This is a genomic window from Hydrogenophaga sp. (assembly GCF_014773545.1).
Classification (GTDB): domain Bacteria; phylum Pseudomonadota; class Gammaproteobacteria; order Burkholderiales; family Burkholderiaceae_C; genus Hydrogenophaga.
This window is the reverse complement of sequence record NZ_SDDV01000001.1, coordinates 275,615-290,395: the sequence shown is the minus strand read 5'-3', so window position 1 is coordinate 290,395 and position 14,781 is coordinate 275,615. Positions and strand designations below refer to the sequence as shown.

Genomic DNA, 14,781 nt, shown 5'->3' with positions numbered 1-14,781 from the left:
GGCTGGCGCGGATCGGACCGCATCGGATCAGTCGTCCAGCGGCGTGAGTTTGGCCACGCTCAAGGCCAGCCACTTCACGCCGTGGCGCGTAAAACCGATCTGGGCACGCACATCAGCCGCCGCACCCTCCAGCGCCAACACCTTGCCTTCGCCGAACTTGTTGTGAAACACCTTCTGACCCACCTTGAGTGAGGTGCCGCGTGACGGTTCGGGGTCGTTTTTCCCCAAGCCCAAAGCACTGCTGCGTTCTTTCCATCCGTCCGACCAAGCCGGCTTCGTCCAAGCGGCAGCGTCGGTAGCGGCACCGCCCCTCTGTGGCAACCTCGGCGTCAGCCATTTCAAGCAGGCCGGCGGCAGCTCGTCATAAAAGCGGCTGATCGGGTGGGAGCGCGTCTGCCCGTGCAGCATACGCGTTTGCGAGTGGCTCAGGTACAGACGTGCGCGCGCTCGTGTGATCGCCACGTACAGCAGGCGGCGCTCTTCCTCCAGGCCGCTGCGCTCGTTCATGGCATTTTGGTGCGGAAACAAGCCCTCTTCCATGCCGGTGATGAAAACGCAGTCGAATTCCAATCCCTTGGAGGCGTGCACCGTCATCAATTGCACCGCGTCTTGACCGGCCTGCGCCTGGTTATCTCCCGCTTCGAGCGCGGCGTGGCTCAAAAAGGCCGCCAGCGGGCTCATGGTCTCGCCGCTGCCAGCGTCCAGCTCGGGTGCTGACCCCTGTGCGCCCTGCGGCAGTGCCAGTGCATCGCGCCCAAAGCCTTCCTGGGTGACGAAACTCTCGGCCGCATTGACCAGTTCTTCCAGGTTTTCCACCCGATCCTGAGCTTCGCGCTCGGCGCGGTAGTGCGCCAATAAAGCGCTGTGTTGCAACATCAGTTCGATGATTTGGCGCAGCGTCAGCCCAGGCGTCTGCTCGCGCAACACGTCCAGTTGGGCTTTGAAAGCACCCAGTGCCGCCCCGGCGCGCCCGCTCACAGCGCCTACTGCGTCGTGCAAGGAGCAGGTGCGCGCGCGCGCCGCGTCTTGCAACTGCTCCAGGCTGCGCGCGCCCACGCCGCGCGGCGGAAAATTCACCACGCGCAAGAAACTGTTGTCGTCGTGGGGATTTTCCAGCAGGCGCAAATAAGCCAGCGCGTGCTTGATTTCGGCGCGCTCGAAGAAACGCAGACCACCGTAGACGCGGTACGGCAGTCCGGCGCTAAACAGGGCGCCCTCGAGCACCCGGCTTTGTGCGTTGCTGCGGTAGAGCACGGCGATCTGGCTGCGCGCAACGCCTTCGGACACCAGTTGTCTGATTTCGTCGACCATCCACTGCGCCTCGGCAAAGTCACTCGTGGCCTCGAACACCCGTACTGGTTCGCCTGCGCCAGCGTCGGTGCGCAGATTCTTGCCCAGGCGCTGGCTGTTGTGGCTGATGAGTTGGTTGGCCGAATCCAGTATGTTGCTGCAACTGCGGTAGTTCTGCTCCAGCTTGATCTGCTGGCGCACCTGGTATTCGCGCACAAAATCGGCCATATTGCCCACCCGCGCGCCACGAAAGGCGTAAATGCTCTGGTCGTCGTCGCCGACCGCGAACACCGCTTGAGCAGCCAACGGCACAGCCACACCAAGCGGCGGGGCACACAAAGCTTTGATCCAGGCGTATTGCAGCCGGTTGGTGTCCTGGAACTCGTCGATCAGTAGGTGGCGAAAGCGCTGCTGATAGTGCGCGCGCACCGGGTCGTTGTCGCGCAGCAGCTCGAAGCTGCGCAGCATCAGCTCGCCAAAATCGACCACCCCTTCGCGCTGGCATTGCGCCTCGTACAGCTCGTACAGTTCGACCCATTTGCGCGTGTCTGGGTCGCGCGCAGGCACGTCGCATGGGCGCATGCTGTCTTCCTTGCAGCCGCTGATGAACGATTGCAAAGCCTTGGGCGGGTAACGCAGTTCGTCGACATTGAACTGTCGGCACAAGCGCTTGATGGCCGCCAATTGATCTTGCGCATCCAGAATCTGAAACGTGGCCGGCAAGCGGGCCAACAGATGGTGCGCGCGCAGCATGCGGTGGCACAGACCATGAAAAGTGCCGATCCACATGCCGCGCACGTTGAGCGGCAACATGCTCGTCAGCCGCGTCATCATTTCTCTGGCAGCCTTGTTGGTAAAAGTCACAGCCAGTACGCCAGCAGGCGAAACTTGGCCGGTTTGCAGCAGCCAGGCAATACGGGTGGTCAGCACACGCGTCTTGCCCGAGCCAGCACCGGCCAAAATCAGCGCGTGCTCGGGCGCCAGCGTGACAGCGGCACGCTGCTCGGGGTTAAGGCCCGCCAACAGCGGGGACGACGCGGTGAATTCTTTCAGTGACATGCCGGTGATTGTAGAAAGCGTCCGCACCCAGCCCGAAAAAACGGCAGCTGCACACGGCGCAGCACCGGGTTCAAGTCGCTTAACATAGGGGCTGGCTGACTGCATGGTGCGGTGGCAATGGGAGCAGATCATGGGCGACAAAGCGCAGCACAGCGAAAAACTGAAGAAAAAACCGAAAAAGGACAGCTCGGCCCCCAAGGGACCGGCCACCTCGGACCGTCCCACACCGCCGGTGACGGCGGTGCCGGCGCGCGGCAAAGAAAAGAAAAAGTAATACCGATGCACGGCCAGCGCTCGCCGCTGTGACTCACGGCGGACGGCTCGGTTGCGGCTGAGCTGCGGGCCTGCAGCTCAGTCGCAGCGGGCACACGGTCAAGCGCTAGCGCAGCTTGCTGCGCCGTTGCTGCTGACGTGCCTGGCGCTGCGCGTCGGCCTGCAAAGCGGCGTCTGTCCAATGGGCAAACTGCTGCGGTGTCTCCAAGGTCATGCACCCGATTTGATGCGATCGAAAATCGCTCAGCACAATTTCGGCTGCTTTTTGCCAGTCGATCCGCGCACCCGCGGTAAGCGCACCCCGCTGGCGGGCAATCGCCCGCAACAAGTCCTGCTCGCCCAGATCGGCCACTTGTTCGGGCAACAGGCCCAGCCGGTAGCGCGCCAGCAGCAAGGCCGCATAGGGCTGCTTGATACGGGCCAACAACTCCAGCGCCACCTCCTGCTCGTCGTAGGCGTTGCGACCTACAGCACCGCTGGCGGCCAAGTTCGATCCGCTCTCGGGCACGCCAATGCGCGGCCATAACATGCCTGGGGTGTCGAACAAATAAAAATGATCGGCCAGCACGATGCGCTGCTCCCGGCGCGTCATCCCCGCCTCGTCGCCGGTCTTGGCCGCACGCCGCCCCGCCAAGGTGTTGATCAGCGTCGACTTGCCGACGTTCGGAACCCCGCAAATCAGCACCCGCATCGGTTTGACCGCCGTGCCGCGCAGGGGCGCCAGAGCCGAACAAGCGGCCACCAGCATACGCGCTGGAGCGGCAACGTTGGCGTCCGAGGCCATGGCCTGCGTTCGGGGCATTGCGTTGAAGTGCGCCAACCAGAGCTTGGTGCGCACCGAATCGGCCAGGTCTTGCTTGTTGAGCAGCTTGAGCGTGGGTCGCCCGCTGGTGAGTTCTGCCAGCAGCGGGTTGGCGCTGGAGCCGGGCAGACGCGCATCGAGCATTTCAATCACCACGTCGATGTCTTTCACGCGCTCGGTAATCGCCTTGCGCGTCAGGTGCATATGTCCGGGAAACCACTGAATGCTCATGAAATCGGCTCTTGGGTTATGCAGCAGCACCGCCAGGCTGCCAGGCAGGCGATTGTGCGCCCTCAGCGCCGTAGCAGCGTGCCACAATGAACGCTTTGACGTCGCAGAGGAACCCGTGCACGACTCCCGCGCCCACGGCCGCGCCGGCCACCACACCCACGCGAGCAGGCACCAGGGGCCGACCTGATGTGCTGGTCTTGCCTGCACCGTCACCTGTTTGCCTGGGCGCTAGACTTGGCCTGCGGCCTGCCCATGATCGCGCGCATGCGCGCGCAGGTGGTGCCGCTGGCGCACGGGCGCGTGCTTGAAGTCGGTATCGGCACCGGGCTCAATCTGCCGCATTACGACCGTTCGCGCGTGCAGCGCATCACCGGCATCGACCCCGGCCTGGAGATGCAGCCGCGCGCACGCCGTCGCATCAAGGCGGCTGGCATCGAGGTCGAGTTGCTCGGCTTGAGCGCCGAACTCATCCCCCGGCCCGACGCCAGCTTCGACTCGGTGGTGTTGACCTACACGCTGTGTTCGATTCCCGACCCGCTTGCCGCACTGCGCGAGATGCGTCGCGTGCTCGCGCCCGGCGGCGTGCTGCTGTTTTGCGAACACGGCCGCGCCCCGGACGCCTACGTGGCACGCTGGCAGGACCGGCTGCAACCGCTGTGGGGGCGACTGGCCGGCGGCTGCCACCTCAACCGCGACGTGCCAGCGCTGCTGCATGCGGCCGGTTTTGTTTGTGCGCCACTCAACACCGGCTACCTGCGCGGCCCCAAACCCTGGACGTTCCACTACTGGGGGCAGGCACTCGCGGCCTGAGCGCACCCGTCCACATGGCGCCGACTTGTCCCTGCAAAACGGGGAAAAACCTGTGCATAAACCCGCATCGATTCTGTACGGCAGCCGCAAGCCATTGATTCATAAACACTTGAATCATCATGCCTGTTTTATAAGCAGTCAGGACTTGGCCGCGCTGCGCGTCTGACCCGGCGCCCGACCCAGGCGCTCGCTAGCAAGGTATTGCTGCCGGTAGGTTTCAAACGGCAGCGTGTCGGCCGCCTCGATGGCGCGCTGCTTGCTCCATGACTGCGCCGCCAAGGCTTCAAAGCGCGCTTGCTGCTGCTGACTCCAGGGCAGCGCCAGCAGCTCGCGCTGCGTATGCTTTGACTGCGCCAGTGAAAAATCAAGAAACGAATCGGCGTGCTGCTCGCGCATGGCGCCGAGCACGCGCGCTGCGGGCAGGCAAGCAGGCGCCAGCCAGGCTGCCTTGGCCTGCGCCACAGCCTGCGCGTGGGCGTCGCCCCCATGCAGCTCATCGAGCCGGCGCGCGATCGGTGGCAACTGCTCCAGCAGCTCCAGGCCCCACTGCTGCTGCGAAATGCTTTGCCCGGCGCGCCACAGGCACAGACCGGGTGTGCGCCCGCGCGCGGCGCTGAGCTGCTGGTTGTGCGCCAGCTCGCGGTTTTCGGCCGGTGAGTCAGGCGGGCTGTCGCTCAGCAGACAGTGCAACAAAAACACGTCGAGCAGGTGCAGCGTGGCGGCCGAAATGCCGATCGGCTCGAACGGATCGAGGTCGAGCAGCCGCACCTCGATGTACTCGACGCCGCGCTCGCGCAGGGCGTGCAAGGGCCGCTCGCCCGGCGCCGTCACGCGCTTGGGGCGGATGCTGCCGTAAAACTCGTTTTCGATTTGCAGCAGCGAGGTGGCAATCTGGTTGTAATCGCCGCCGGGGTTGCGAATACCCACGCTTTCGTACGCCGGCCAGGGCTGTGTGAGCGCGCTTTGCAGCGAGGCCGCATAGCCCTCTAAATCGTTGTAACTCACATCCAGCGTGGCCTGCGCCGCGCTCTGATAGCCCAGACGCCCCATGCGCAAGGACGTGCCGTGCGGCATGTGCAAGGTGCTGCCCTGCCCCAGCGCCTGCAGCTCGTGCGTGCGGCCTTCGACGAAGCTGGAGCAGACTGCGGGCGATGCGCCCAGCAAAGTCAGCAAAACAAACGCATGGCGGCGAAAGTTGCGGATCAGCGCAAAATAACCGTCGTCGCTCACCCCGGGCAGCGACCAGTTGTAGTGAATGCCCGAAATGGTCTGCATGCGGCGGCCGTAGCGGTGGCCCAGACCCATGCGGTAGACGCTCTTGGCACGCCCGACGTTGGACGATCCGTAGACACCAATCGGAATCGTCTCGTCGGCTGGCAGGACGCACGGCATGCTGGCGACCCAGAGCATTTCAGCGCCGCCGCCCTGCTGAACCTGCTGCAAGCTGTGCAGAGTGAATTGGTGAATTTCGGTCAGTTCATTCAGGCAGGCGCGCACGCTGTCGTGCACGCCGGTAATGAATTCAAGCTGCGCTTCGCTGAAGTCGGTGGTGATGTGCGAATGCGCCAGCGCACTGCCCAGCACCTGCGGGTGCGGCGTCAAGGCCAGTTGAGCGTCGGGCCGCACCCGCAGGCTTTCTTTTTCCAGGCCGCGCCGCATACCGCGCAAGCGCTCGTCTGCAAGGGCCGCGAGCCGTTTGTTTGATGTGGTCATGCGCTGAAGATGTAGCTGTGGCGGGCCGAAAGTTAACACGAGCGGGCTCTTTGTGCCGCTGCGGTGTCGGTGGCACGGGCAGGCGCCACGGGTCGGCCCACCGTCCAGGCGGGATTGCGCGACCGATGGCCACGGTATCCGCTACCATTCAAAGCTGCTCGAGACAGAGAAAAAATGCGCCTGTTGATCACCCTGCCCTTGCTGACTGCACTGCTGGGCGGCACGCCCGGGCTGGCGGCACAGCCTGGCGCCGCCGGCAGCGCCGCTTGCACCGCGCTGGCCGGCGCCACCGCAACACCCCGGATCGGCACCTTCAAGCACGTCGAGGGTGAGGCCTGGCTCGGTTCGGCCGACGCCCGGTGCAGCCCGCGCCCCGGCGACGGTCTGCGCCAGGCCGATCGCGCGCGCACCCGCGCTGGCGGCGAGATCGTCATCACCGGCCACACCGATCGCCAAGGCTCGGTCGCAGACAACGACCGGCTGTCGCTACAGCGCGCGCAAGCCGTGCGTGCGCTGCTGATCGAGCGCGGCTTTGCCGCCGAGCTGGTGCAGGCCATCGGTCGCGGCGAACGCGAACCCCTGCTGGCGACCGAAGATGAAGTGGTCGAGCCGCGCAACCGACGCGCCGATGTGTTGGTGCGCTGACCCACCTGAGACATGGCCAATGAACACAGCCTGACGCGCGCGCTGCGCGAGCTGCTGCAGCACCAGCGCTGCGCCGCCCTGGGCACGCTGGGCGCAGACGGTGCGCCTTTCGTCTCCATGGTGCCCTACGCGATCGACACCGAGCAGCGCTGCCTGCTCATCCATGTGAGCGCACTGGCCGCGCACAGCGCCAACCTGCTGCGCGAGCCGCGCGTCTCCTTGCTGGTGTGCCAGAGCGAAGCGGCGGCCGAGCCGGTGCATGCGCTGGCGCGCGTGACGCTGCAAGCCAGCGCCACGCTGCTGGCGCCCGGCAGTTCGGACGCGCTGGCCTGCCGGGCCTTGTACCTGCAACGCTTTCCCGAGGCCGAGCCGATGACGCAATTGGGCGACTTTCGCTTCGTTCGTCTGCAGGTGCAACAAGCGCGCCAGGTGGCCGGTTTTGGCGCTGCGCGCAGCCTCGATGGCGCCGAAGTGCAGACCGCACTCGGGCTCGCACCGTGAGCGCGCCCGCCCTCACGACCGAGCCCGACCAGGCGCTGTCGGTGCTGTACGCCGACGCCGATCTGCTGGTGCTGGACAAACCAGCCGGCCTGCTGTCGGTTCCCGGACGCGGCCCGCAGCGGCAGGACTGTCTGAGCGCGCGCGCGCAAGCCGTCTGGCCCGATGCCCTGGTGGTGCACCGGCTCGACATGGCTACCTCGGGCCTGCTGCTGATGGCGCGCGGCAGCGCGGCGCAGCGCCAACTCGGCAGCGCCTTCGAGCAACGCCGCATCGGCAAACGCTACTGCGCCGTGGTGGCCGGCGCGCTGCACAACCCCAGCCCCGACAACGGCTGGAACAGCGTCGAGCTGCCGCTGCTGGCCGACTGGCTCGACCGGCCCCGCAGCAAGGTCTGCCATCTGCACGGCAAACCGAGCCTGACACGCTGGCGGCTGGCGGCGCAGCCGGACGACCCGGCAGACCAGCCCTTGACGACCCGGCTTGAACTCGAACCCATCAGCGGCCGCTCGCACCAGTTGCGCGTACACCTGCAGGCCATAGGCCACCCCATCTGGGGCGACACCCTGTACGGCGGCGGGGGGGGGGGGAGAGGGGTTGGGGGTGAGGGAGAACGGGCATGACTTTCATTTTCCGGGGTGGCTTTCAAAGTCATGCCCGTTCGTTTAGACAAACCACTCCCAAGGAGCCGTTCATGAGCCGAGAAGTCGTCGTCGTCAGTGCCGTTCGCACCGCCATTGGAACCTATGGCGGCAGCCTGAAAGACATTGCCCCCACCGAACTGGGCACCCTGGTGGTGCGCGAATCGCTGGCGCGCGCCGGGGTCGACGGCAAGGACGTCGGGCACGTGGTGTTTGGCCATGTGGTCAACACCGAACCGAAAGACATGTACCTCTCGCGCGTGGCAGCGCTGCAGGGCGGTTGCGGCGAAGACACGCCGGCTTACAACGTCAACCGCCTGTGCGGATCGGGCCTGCAGGCGGTGGTGTCGGCCGCGCAAAGCATTTTGCTCGGTGATGCCGACATTGCCATTGGCGCCGGGGCCGAAAACATGAGCCGCGCGCCTTATGCCAGCCTGAACATGCGCTGGGGTGCGCGTATGGGCGACAGCAAAATGGTTGACATGATGACAGGCGCGCTGCACGACCCGTTTCACGCCGTCCACATGGGCGTGACGGCAGAAAACATCGCCACCCGATGGGGCATCAGCCGCGCCGAGCAAGACGCGCTGGCGGTGCAAAGCCACAACCGCGCCGAACGCGCCACACAGGAAGGCCGTTTCAAAGACCAAATCGTCCCCGTGCTGCTGAAAAGCAAAAAAGGCGAAGTGGCCTACCTCACCGACGAGCACTTCCGTCCCAATTGCAGCCTGGAAGACCTGGCCCGGCTCAAACCCGTTTTTGTGAAGGAAAACGGCAGCGTGACGGCGGGCAACGCCTCGGGCATCAACGACGCCGCGGCTGCCGTGCTGCTGATGGATGCGCAAGTCGCGCGCGCGCGCGGTCTGGCACCCATGGCGCGCCTGGTGGCTTACGCGCACGCGGGCGTAGACCCCAAGTACATGGGCATAGGCCCGGTGCCGGCGACCCGACTGGCGCTGCAAAAAGCCGGCCTGAGCGTGGCCGACATGGACGTGATAGAGGCCAACGAGGCCTTCGCCGCGCAGGCCTGTGCCGTCACGCGCGACCTCGGCCTCGATCCCGCCAAGGTCAATCCGAACGGCTCGGGCATTTCGCTTGGCCACCCGATTGGTGCCACCGGCGCCTTGATCACGGTCAAGGCGCTGCACGAACTCCAGCGCATCGGCGCACGCTACGCGCTGGTGACCATGTGCATTGGAGGCGGCCAGGGCATTGCGGCCATTTTTGAGCGCGTCTGAGGTTCAAACGGCATCTTCGTCACCCTGGAAGCCGCCGCGCCGGTAGGTCAGCACCAGGGTGTCGCGCCAGCCAAAGCCACCGGCCTGCAGCGGCTGAATCGGCGTGCTCTCGTGTATCACGCGCGCGTCGTCGAGCAGCAGCAGCGACCAGGGCTGGCTGAGCGTGAAACGCTGGCCGCTCGGGCCATCGGCCTCGAACACCCGGCTCTCGCCGCCCTTGATGTTCGATCGCTCCAGCATGAACACCGCCACCAGATCGACGCCGTCGCGGTGCGCGCCTTCGGGCGTGGGCCGGCCAATGCCGTCGGTGGTGTCGATGCGAAAAGTGTGCGCCTCGATGTACCAGGGCTGCTCGCCGTGCAAGGCCGACACCAGTTCGCCCACCCGCAGCAGCAGGCGCGGCCACAGCGCCTGCGCCAGCGTCTGCGGCAACAAAGGCTCAAACCAGCGCCGCATGCCGCCGTGCAAGGCGTTGTATTCCAGCGGCTGCCAGTGCGCGCGGTGTGGCATTTGCTGCAGTTCGGTGCCGCGCTGCACAAAGCAGCCGTAACGCCGCCGCCGGTAACGCCCGCCGTCGCGCAGATAAGCGTCGGACGGCAAATCGCTCCAGCCGCGGTGCAGCACATCAAGCTCGTCGGCACGGGCAGGCAACCATTGGCGCACGTCGGCGGCGCTGATGAGGGCAAAGCCCTGGCGCCGCAAAGCTTCGACGGCTTCGTCTACAAGCACATAAGGCGGCTGAAATAAAGGGGTCATGGAGCGGCAGTTTAGCTGGCGCGCGCTTGCGGCACATTCAAAATCCGCCTGGGGCTGAACAATGTCACACAGCCAGGATGGTTATGGCGCACTGCCTGTGGCACAGTCAATCAGCCCGGCCTACATTGGCTGCGGGAAAAGGGATTCCATGAGCGATGTCGGCGCATCCAAGTCTGCACCCGAGCAAGAACAGGCACCCGGGGCTGTCGGCAGTTTTCACGCCAGCAGCGCGCCCGATGCGGTTGAATCGGTGCTCTCGCTGCCGCTGGCCCGCCTGGGCTGGCTTGACCCGTTGCGCTGGATTCGGCTGGGCTGGAACGACTTTAGGCGCTGCCCCCGTATCGGGCTGTTTTACGGCCTGTGCTTTGTACTTATGGGCTACGCGCTGCTGGCGGTGTTTCGTTCGTCCCCAGCTTATGTGATGGCGCTCGCGGCGGGTTTTTTGCTGATGGGCCCCTTTCTGTGTCTCGGTCTGTACCACACCAGTCGAGCGCTGCAAACCCCTGGGGCTACGCCTTCGCTGCGCGCTTCGCTGCTGGCCTGGAGGCCCACCCTGGGAACAATGGGCATTTTTGCCGGCCTGCTGCTGATTCTGGAGCTGCTCTGGGGGCGCGCTTCGTTGGTGGTGTTTGCCATCTCCTTCAACACCATGCCAAGCACCGACGGGTTGTTGCAGCAATTGTTCAAGCTGGAAAACATCAGCTTCCTCATCACCTATACCGCTGTCGGCGGCATTTTCGCCGGCCTGATTTTTGTCACCAGCGTGATTTCGATCCCGATGATTCTGGATCGCCAGGTCGATGCGATCTCAGCCGGACTGACCAGCATCCGCGCCTGCTTGGAAAATCCCGGCGTGATGCTGCTCTGGGGCGCGCTCATCACGCTGCTGATCGGTCTGGCCATGCTGCCGGCCCTGCTAGGCCTGCTGGTCGTCGGCCCGGTAATAGGCCACGCGAGCTGGCACGCCTACCAGCATATCGTTGCGCATCGAGCGGCCTGAGGGCAAACCCACGCCTCATCTGTCCGCGTCTGCCTGAGCACCCTCGCGCCACAAAAACAACAGCATCAGCCAGCCCATGCCGGTGTTGATCAATGCCAGCAGCACCAGCACAACGCGCAGCGGCTCGGGCGGCTGATTCAGGTGAACGTACCAAGCCAGAAAGGCCGACAGGGCATTGAAGACCAGAAACAGCCAGAACAGACCGCTGCGCGGCCGCCACAGCCGCTGGAGCTTGCGCCATTGAAGTGTCATGGGTGAATTGTGCGGCAAGACAGGCCCAATCGGCTGGGCGGGCGCAGCCGTCTTGGCTGCTGCGGCAGGCTTTTCATCCTGATTTGCGCCGCTCTCGCGTCCCTATGGGCATCCGTGCGACACTTGAAACCATGTCTATTTCTTCCAAAAAGTCTGTTGCCGCACCGGTCAAACCCCGCTCTGCGCCTCGCAACGAGGTGCGCATCATCGGCGGCCAGTGGAAGCGCAGCAAGCTGGCGCTGGCTGACCGTGCGGGTCTGCGTCCGACGCCTTCGCGGGTGCGCGAGACGCTGTTCAACTGGCTCGGGCAAGACCTGAACGGCTGGCGCTGCCTGGACGCCTTTGCCGGCAGTGGTGCGCTCGGCTTTGAAGCCGCCTCGCGTGGCGCCTCCGAGGTGTTGTTGGTCGAGCAGGATGTGGCAGCGCTGGCCCATTTGCAGCAGATCAAGCTGCGACTCAGGGCCGACACGGTGCGGGTGCTGCGCGGTGATGCGCTGGCGGTCTTGCGTCAGCGCAGCGGGCAAGGACTTGACCTGGTGTTTCTAGACCCGCCTTTTTGCACCGATGAGCCCGCAACCCTGCTGCTGGCCGCGCTGGCGGCGGCGCGCGCGTGCCTGACTGAAAACGGTCTGATCTATCTGGAGGCACCGCGCATCTGGCGCACTGACGAACTGGCCGCGCTGGGCCTGCAGGTGCAGCGCCAGGGCCAGGCCGGCCAGGTCGCCTTTCATTTGTTGCGTTCAGACCGTTTCTGAATTTCGTTCGTCCTTGCTTGGAATGACGGCTGCTGGATAATCGGATCAACAGATTTTTTCTACCCACCGGAACCTGAAACGTCGGCACAGCGTTTGGGCGTTCGGCATTTTTGCAAGAGGCTGCCATCGACCACGCTGCACACCAGGCAGGCCAGGCGCTGACCCAGCGGCAAGCCCAGATTTTGGCCTTAATCCAGGATTGCATTGCACGCAACGGCGCGCCCCCAACGCGGGCTGAAATTGCCGCCACGCTGGGCTATAAATCGGCCAATGCGGCCGAAGATCATTTGCGCGCGCTCGCGCGCAAGGGCGCCATCGAACTCCTGAGCGGGGCGTCGCGCGGCATACGGCTGCGCCGCGAAGAGTTGCAGTGCGTCAACGCCGCGCGCGGCACACTGCTCAGCCTGCCGCTGGTCGGCCGCGTAGCGGCCGGTGCGCCGCTGTTGGCGCAGGAACATGTGGAGCACACCTACCGGGTCGATTCCAGCTTGTTTCAGCGACCACCCGACTACCTGCTCCGGGTGCGAGGCCAATCGATGCGCGACGCAGGCATTCTGGCTGGCGACCTGCTCGCGGTACAGCGCTGCAATGAGGCCCACAGCGGCCAGATCATCGTCGCACGCCTGTTCGATGAAGTCACGGTCAAGCGCTTCGTGCGCCGGCTGCAACAGATCGAACTGCAGGCCGAAAACCCCGATTACCCCAGCATGGTGGTGCAAGAGGGCGATAGCTTTGCCATCGAAGGGCTGGTGGTCGGGTTGATCCGCAGCAGCCTGTCTGGCAGCCTATGACCGATCCGGCAAGACAGCGCTGGATTTTCCCGCTACCCAACCTATTCAGCAGCGCGCCGGCGCCGGGCTGAGCTACAGCCGCTGCAAACCCGCGCACCAGGCCACAAACCCCGAAGCGACGCACGCTCAAACGTCGGCCAGCACGCGCAAGTGCGCCTCCACACTGCGCGCCAGCGCGCTCAGGTCGTAGCCGCCTTCCAGGCAACTGACGATGCGGCCCTGGGCGTGGCGTTGCGCCACCTCCTTCAAGCGCTGGGTGATCCAGGCGAAATCTTGCTCGACCAGGCCAAGCTGTCCCATGTCGTCTTCGCGGTGCGCGTCAAAGCCGGCGCTGATGAAGATCATCTCGGGCCGGTGTGCTTCCAGCCGGGGCAGCCAGGCGGTCTCGATCAGCGTCCGAATTTCTGCTCCTCGGCTGTAGGCGGGTACCGGCAGGTTCACCAGATTGGGGGCGCTGGCGTGGCTCCACTCGGGGTAATACGGGTGCTGGTAGTAGCTGCACATGAGAATGCGCTCGTCCCCAGCCACAATGTCTTCGCTGCCGTTGCCGTGGTGCACGTCAAAATCAATCAGCGCCACACGCTTGAGACCGTGGCGCTCGAGCGCGTACTTGGCCGCCACCGCGACGTTGTTGACGAAACAAAAACCCATCGCCTGGTTGCGCGTGGCGTGGTGACCGGGCGGGCGCACAGCGCAAAACGCATTCGTCAGCTCACCGGCCATGACGGCGTCGGTGGCGTCGATGGCCGCGCCGGCAGCGTACAAGATCGCGTCCCACGAATGCACGTTGATGCAGGTGTCGGGGTCGAGTTGCGCATGGCTGGGGCCACCGGCGGCGATCTCGTCGCGCAGACATTCGGTCAGACCGCGCAGCGCCGCCAGGTGCATGCGGCCGTGCGCGAGTTCGAGGTCGGCCATCGAAGCCGGGGTGGCCTCGCGCCGCTCCAGCGCCACGTCCAGCCCGCTGATGAGCAGCCGGTCTTCGATCGCATCAAGCCGCTGCGGGCATTCCGGATGCCCCGGGCCCATTTCGTGGCGCCGACAATTTTTGTGCGTGAAGTATCCGGTGGCTTGTCTCATGGTATTTTTAAGCTATGGTTAGCGGGATGAATGCCCACCTGAAAATACACCAACTCTCCGAGCAGCTTAACACGGTGATCGTGGGCAAGTCGTCCCAAATCAGCGACTGTGTCGGTTGCCTGCTGGCCGGCGGTCACTTGCTGATTGAGGACGTGCCAGGCGTGGGAAAAACCACGCTGGCGCATGCGCTGGCGCGCTCGTTTGGCCTGCAATTTTCGCGCGTGCAGTTCACCGCCGACCTCATGCCCAGCGACCTGGTGGGCGTGTCGATCTACGAGCGCGGCCGCGAAGCCTTCGTCTTTCACCCGGGGCCGGTGTTTGCCCAGGTGCTGCTGGCCGACGAAATCAACCGCGCCAGCCCCAAGACGCAAAGCGCGCTGCTGGAGGCAATGGAGGAAAAACAGGTCACAGTCGAAGGATCGACGCGCGCGCTGCCGAACCCGTTTTTCGTCATTGCGACGCAAAACCCGCACGACCAGTTGGGCACCTACGCGCTGCCTGAATCGCAGCTCGATCGCTTTCACATGCGGCTCTCGCTGGGCTACCCGGACCGCGTGGCCGAACGCGAACTGCTGCGCGGTGCCGAACGACGCGAGCTGATCGAGCAGTTGCCCGCGGTGCTCTCGGCGCCTGAGCTGGCGCAGTTGCAGCGCAGCGTGAGCCAGATCCACAGCGCCGAAGCGGTGCTGGAATATTTGCAAGACCTGGTGGCGGCAACGCGCTCGGGCCGTTGGTTTGTGCAGGGCTTGTCGCCGCGTGCCGCGCTGGCGGTGTTGCGCGCAGCCAAGGCGCAGGCTTTTCTGTGCGGGCGCGACTACGTGGCGCCGGACGACATCGCCGCCATCTTGCCGCAGACCGCGGCGCACCGCTTGACTGCACGCAGCGATGCCGGGCGCGGCGCGCTCGAGCAGGTGCGCGCCATGCTTGACGCCGTGCCGCTGCCGTGA

The 14,781-nt window shown here is 65.1% G+C and carries 16 protein-coding genes; 10 read left to right on the top strand and 6 right to left on the bottom strand.

Features of this window, described 5'->3' with window-relative positions:
- Positions 1-27: 27 nt before the first annotated feature.
- The gene (locus EST26_RS01370; RefSeq protein ID WP_291064747.1) at positions 28-2,349 is read right to left on the bottom strand and encodes a UvrD-helicase domain-containing protein; all 2,322 of its coding nucleotides are present in this window, start codon (positions 2,347-2,349) and stop codon (positions 28-30) included.
- Positions 2,350-2,452: 103 nt separating this feature from the next.
- On the opposite strand from EST26_RS01370, the gene EST26_RS01365 reads away from it, so the two are divergent.
- Positions 2,453-2,623, top strand: coding sequence for a hypothetical protein (locus tag EST26_RS01365; RefSeq protein ID WP_291064746.1), 171 nt, complete (start codon positions 2,453-2,455; stop codon positions 2,621-2,623).
- 105 nt (positions 2,624-2,728) lie between these two features.
- Here EST26_RS01365 and ylqF read toward each other — a convergent pair whose 3' ends face one another.
- On the bottom strand, positions 2,729-3,655 hold the full coding sequence (ylqF, locus tag EST26_RS01360) for a ribosome biogenesis GTPase YlqF (protein ID WP_291064745.1): 927 nt from the start codon (positions 3,653-3,655) through the stop codon (positions 2,729-2,731).
- 186 nt (positions 3,656-3,841) lie between these two features.
- Between ylqF and EST26_RS01355 the strand changes: the two genes are divergently transcribed.
- Positions 3,842-4,465: a class I SAM-dependent methyltransferase gene (locus EST26_RS01355; protein WP_291064744.1), complete on the top strand. Its 624-nt coding sequence runs from the start codon at positions 3,842-3,844 to the stop codon at positions 4,463-4,465.
- Positions 4,466-4,603: 138 nt separating this feature from the next.
- Here the strand turns inward: EST26_RS01355 and gshA are convergent, their stop codons facing one another.
- Entirely contained in the window at positions 4,604-6,178 is a 1,575-nt protein-coding gene (gene gshA / locus EST26_RS01350; RefSeq protein WP_291064743.1) for a glutamate--cysteine ligase, read from the bottom strand.
- 174 nt (positions 6,179-6,352) lie between these two features.
- Between gshA and EST26_RS01345 the strand changes: the two genes are divergently transcribed.
- From EST26_RS01345 to bktB, 4 genes are all read left to right on the top strand, one after another.
- On the top strand, positions 6,353-6,823 hold the full coding sequence (locus EST26_RS01345; protein WP_291064742.1) for an OmpA family protein: 471 nt from the start codon (positions 6,353-6,355) through the stop codon (positions 6,821-6,823).
- Between the two features lie 12 nt (positions 6,824-6,835).
- Positions 6,836-7,324, top strand: a complete 489-nt coding sequence (locus EST26_RS01340; protein WP_291064740.1) for a pyridoxamine 5'-phosphate oxidase family protein — start codon at positions 6,836-6,838, stop codon at positions 7,322-7,324.
- The gene (locus EST26_RS01335; protein WP_291064739.1) at positions 7,321-7,944 is read left to right on the top strand and encodes an RluA family pseudouridine synthase; all 624 of its coding nucleotides are present in this window, start codon (positions 7,321-7,323) and stop codon (positions 7,942-7,944) included. The genes EST26_RS01340 and EST26_RS01335 overlap by 4 nt, the downstream gene beginning before the upstream one ends.
- Positions 7,945-8,015: 71 nt before the next feature.
- Positions 8,016-9,200 carry a beta-ketothiolase BktB gene (gene bktB, locus EST26_RS01330; RefSeq protein ID WP_291064737.1) on the top strand — a complete coding sequence of 395 codons (1,185 nt, stop codon included), beginning with the start codon at positions 8,016-8,018 and terminating at the stop codon, positions 9,198-9,200.
- Positions 9,201-9,203: 3 nt separating this feature from the next.
- Here the strand turns inward: bktB and EST26_RS01325 are convergent, their stop codons facing one another.
- On the bottom strand, positions 9,204-9,956 hold the full coding sequence (locus tag EST26_RS01325; protein ID WP_291064736.1) for a 2OG-Fe dioxygenase family protein: 753 nt from the start codon (positions 9,954-9,956) through the stop codon (positions 9,204-9,206).
- A gap of 148 nt (positions 9,957-10,104) precedes the next feature.
- On the opposite strand from EST26_RS01325, the gene EST26_RS01320 reads away from it, so the two are divergent.
- Positions 10,105-10,956 (top strand): DUF2189 domain-containing protein, encoded by an 852-nt coding sequence (locus EST26_RS01320; RefSeq protein WP_291064734.1) that lies wholly within the window; start codon positions 10,105-10,107, stop codon positions 10,954-10,956.
- A 15-nt stretch (positions 10,957-10,971) separates the two neighbouring features.
- Here the strand turns inward: EST26_RS01320 and EST26_RS01315 are convergent, their stop codons facing one another.
- Positions 10,972-11,208 (bottom strand): hypothetical protein, encoded by a 237-nt coding sequence (locus EST26_RS01315; RefSeq protein WP_291064733.1) that lies wholly within the window; start codon positions 11,206-11,208, stop codon positions 10,972-10,974.
- A gap of 131 nt (positions 11,209-11,339) precedes the next feature.
- Here EST26_RS01315 and rsmD point away from each other — a divergent pair, with 131 nt between their 5' ends.
- Together rsmD and lexA are read left to right on the top strand one after the other, a co-directional pair.
- Positions 11,340-11,963 (top strand): 16S rRNA (guanine(966)-N(2))-methyltransferase RsmD, encoded by a 624-nt coding sequence (gene rsmD, locus EST26_RS01310; protein WP_291064731.1) that lies wholly within the window; start codon positions 11,340-11,342, stop codon positions 11,961-11,963.
- A 158-nt stretch (positions 11,964-12,121) separates the two neighbouring features.
- Positions 12,122-12,754: a transcriptional repressor LexA gene (gene lexA, locus EST26_RS01305; protein WP_291064825.1), complete on the top strand. Its 633-nt coding sequence runs from the start codon at positions 12,122-12,124 to the stop codon at positions 12,752-12,754.
- A 126-nt stretch (positions 12,755-12,880) separates the two neighbouring features.
- On the opposite strand, the gene EST26_RS01300 is transcribed toward lexA, so the two are convergent.
- Positions 12,881-13,834, bottom strand: a complete 954-nt coding sequence (locus tag EST26_RS01300) for a histone deacetylase family protein (protein WP_291064729.1) — start codon at positions 13,832-13,834, stop codon at positions 12,881-12,883.
- Between the two features lie 26 nt (positions 13,835-13,860).
- On the opposite strand from EST26_RS01300, the gene EST26_RS01295 reads away from it, so the two are divergent.
- Entirely contained in the window at positions 13,861-14,781 is a 921-nt protein-coding gene (locus tag EST26_RS01295) for an AAA family ATPase (RefSeq protein WP_291064728.1), read from the top strand.

Excerpts from the sequence above, each read along its gene's own strand:
- EST26_RS01370 (WP_291064747.1), bottom strand. The coding sequence starts at position 2,349 with ATGTCACTGAAAGAATTCACCGCGTCGTCCCCGCTGTTGGCGGGCCTT.
- EST26_RS01365 (WP_291064746.1), top strand. The coding sequence starts at position 2,453 with ATGGTGCGGTGGCAATGGGAGCAGATCATGGGCGACAAAGCGCAGCAC.
- ylqF (WP_291064745.1), bottom strand. The coding sequence starts at position 3,655 with ATGAGCATTCAGTGGTTTCCCGGACATATGCACCTGACGCGCAAGGCG.
- EST26_RS01355 (WP_291064744.1), top strand. The coding sequence starts at position 3,842 with ATGTGCTGGTCTTGCCTGCACCGTCACCTGTTTGCCTGGGCGCTAGAC.
- gshA (WP_291064743.1), bottom strand. The coding sequence starts at position 6,178 with ATGACCACATCAAACAAACGGCTCGCGGCCCTTGCAGACGAGCGCTTG.
- EST26_RS01345 (WP_291064742.1), top strand. The coding sequence starts at position 6,353 with ATGCGCCTGTTGATCACCCTGCCCTTGCTGACTGCACTGCTGGGCGGC.
- EST26_RS01340 (WP_291064740.1), top strand. The coding sequence starts at position 6,836 with ATGGCCAATGAACACAGCCTGACGCGCGCGCTGCGCGAGCTGCTGCAG.
- bktB (WP_291064737.1), top strand. The coding sequence starts at position 8,016 with ATGAGCCGAGAAGTCGTCGTCGTCAGTGCCGTTCGCACCGCCATTGGA.
- EST26_RS01325 (WP_291064736.1), bottom strand. The coding sequence starts at position 9,956 with ATGACCCCTTTATTTCAGCCGCCTTATGTGCTTGTAGACGAAGCCGTC.
- EST26_RS01320 (WP_291064734.1), top strand. The coding sequence starts at position 10,105 with ATGAGCGATGTCGGCGCATCCAAGTCTGCACCCGAGCAAGAACAGGCA.
- EST26_RS01315 (WP_291064733.1), bottom strand. The coding sequence starts at position 11,208 with ATGACACTTCAATGGCGCAAGCTCCAGCGGCTGTGGCGGCCGCGCAGC.
- rsmD (WP_291064731.1), top strand. The coding sequence starts at position 11,340 with ATGTCTATTTCTTCCAAAAAGTCTGTTGCCGCACCGGTCAAACCCCGC.
- EST26_RS01300 (WP_291064729.1), bottom strand. The coding sequence starts at position 13,834 with ATGAGACAAGCCACCGGATACTTCACGCACAAAAATTGTCGGCGCCAC.
- EST26_RS01295 (WP_291064728.1), top strand. The coding sequence starts at position 13,861 with ATGAATGCCCACCTGAAAATACACCAACTCTCCGAGCAGCTTAACACG.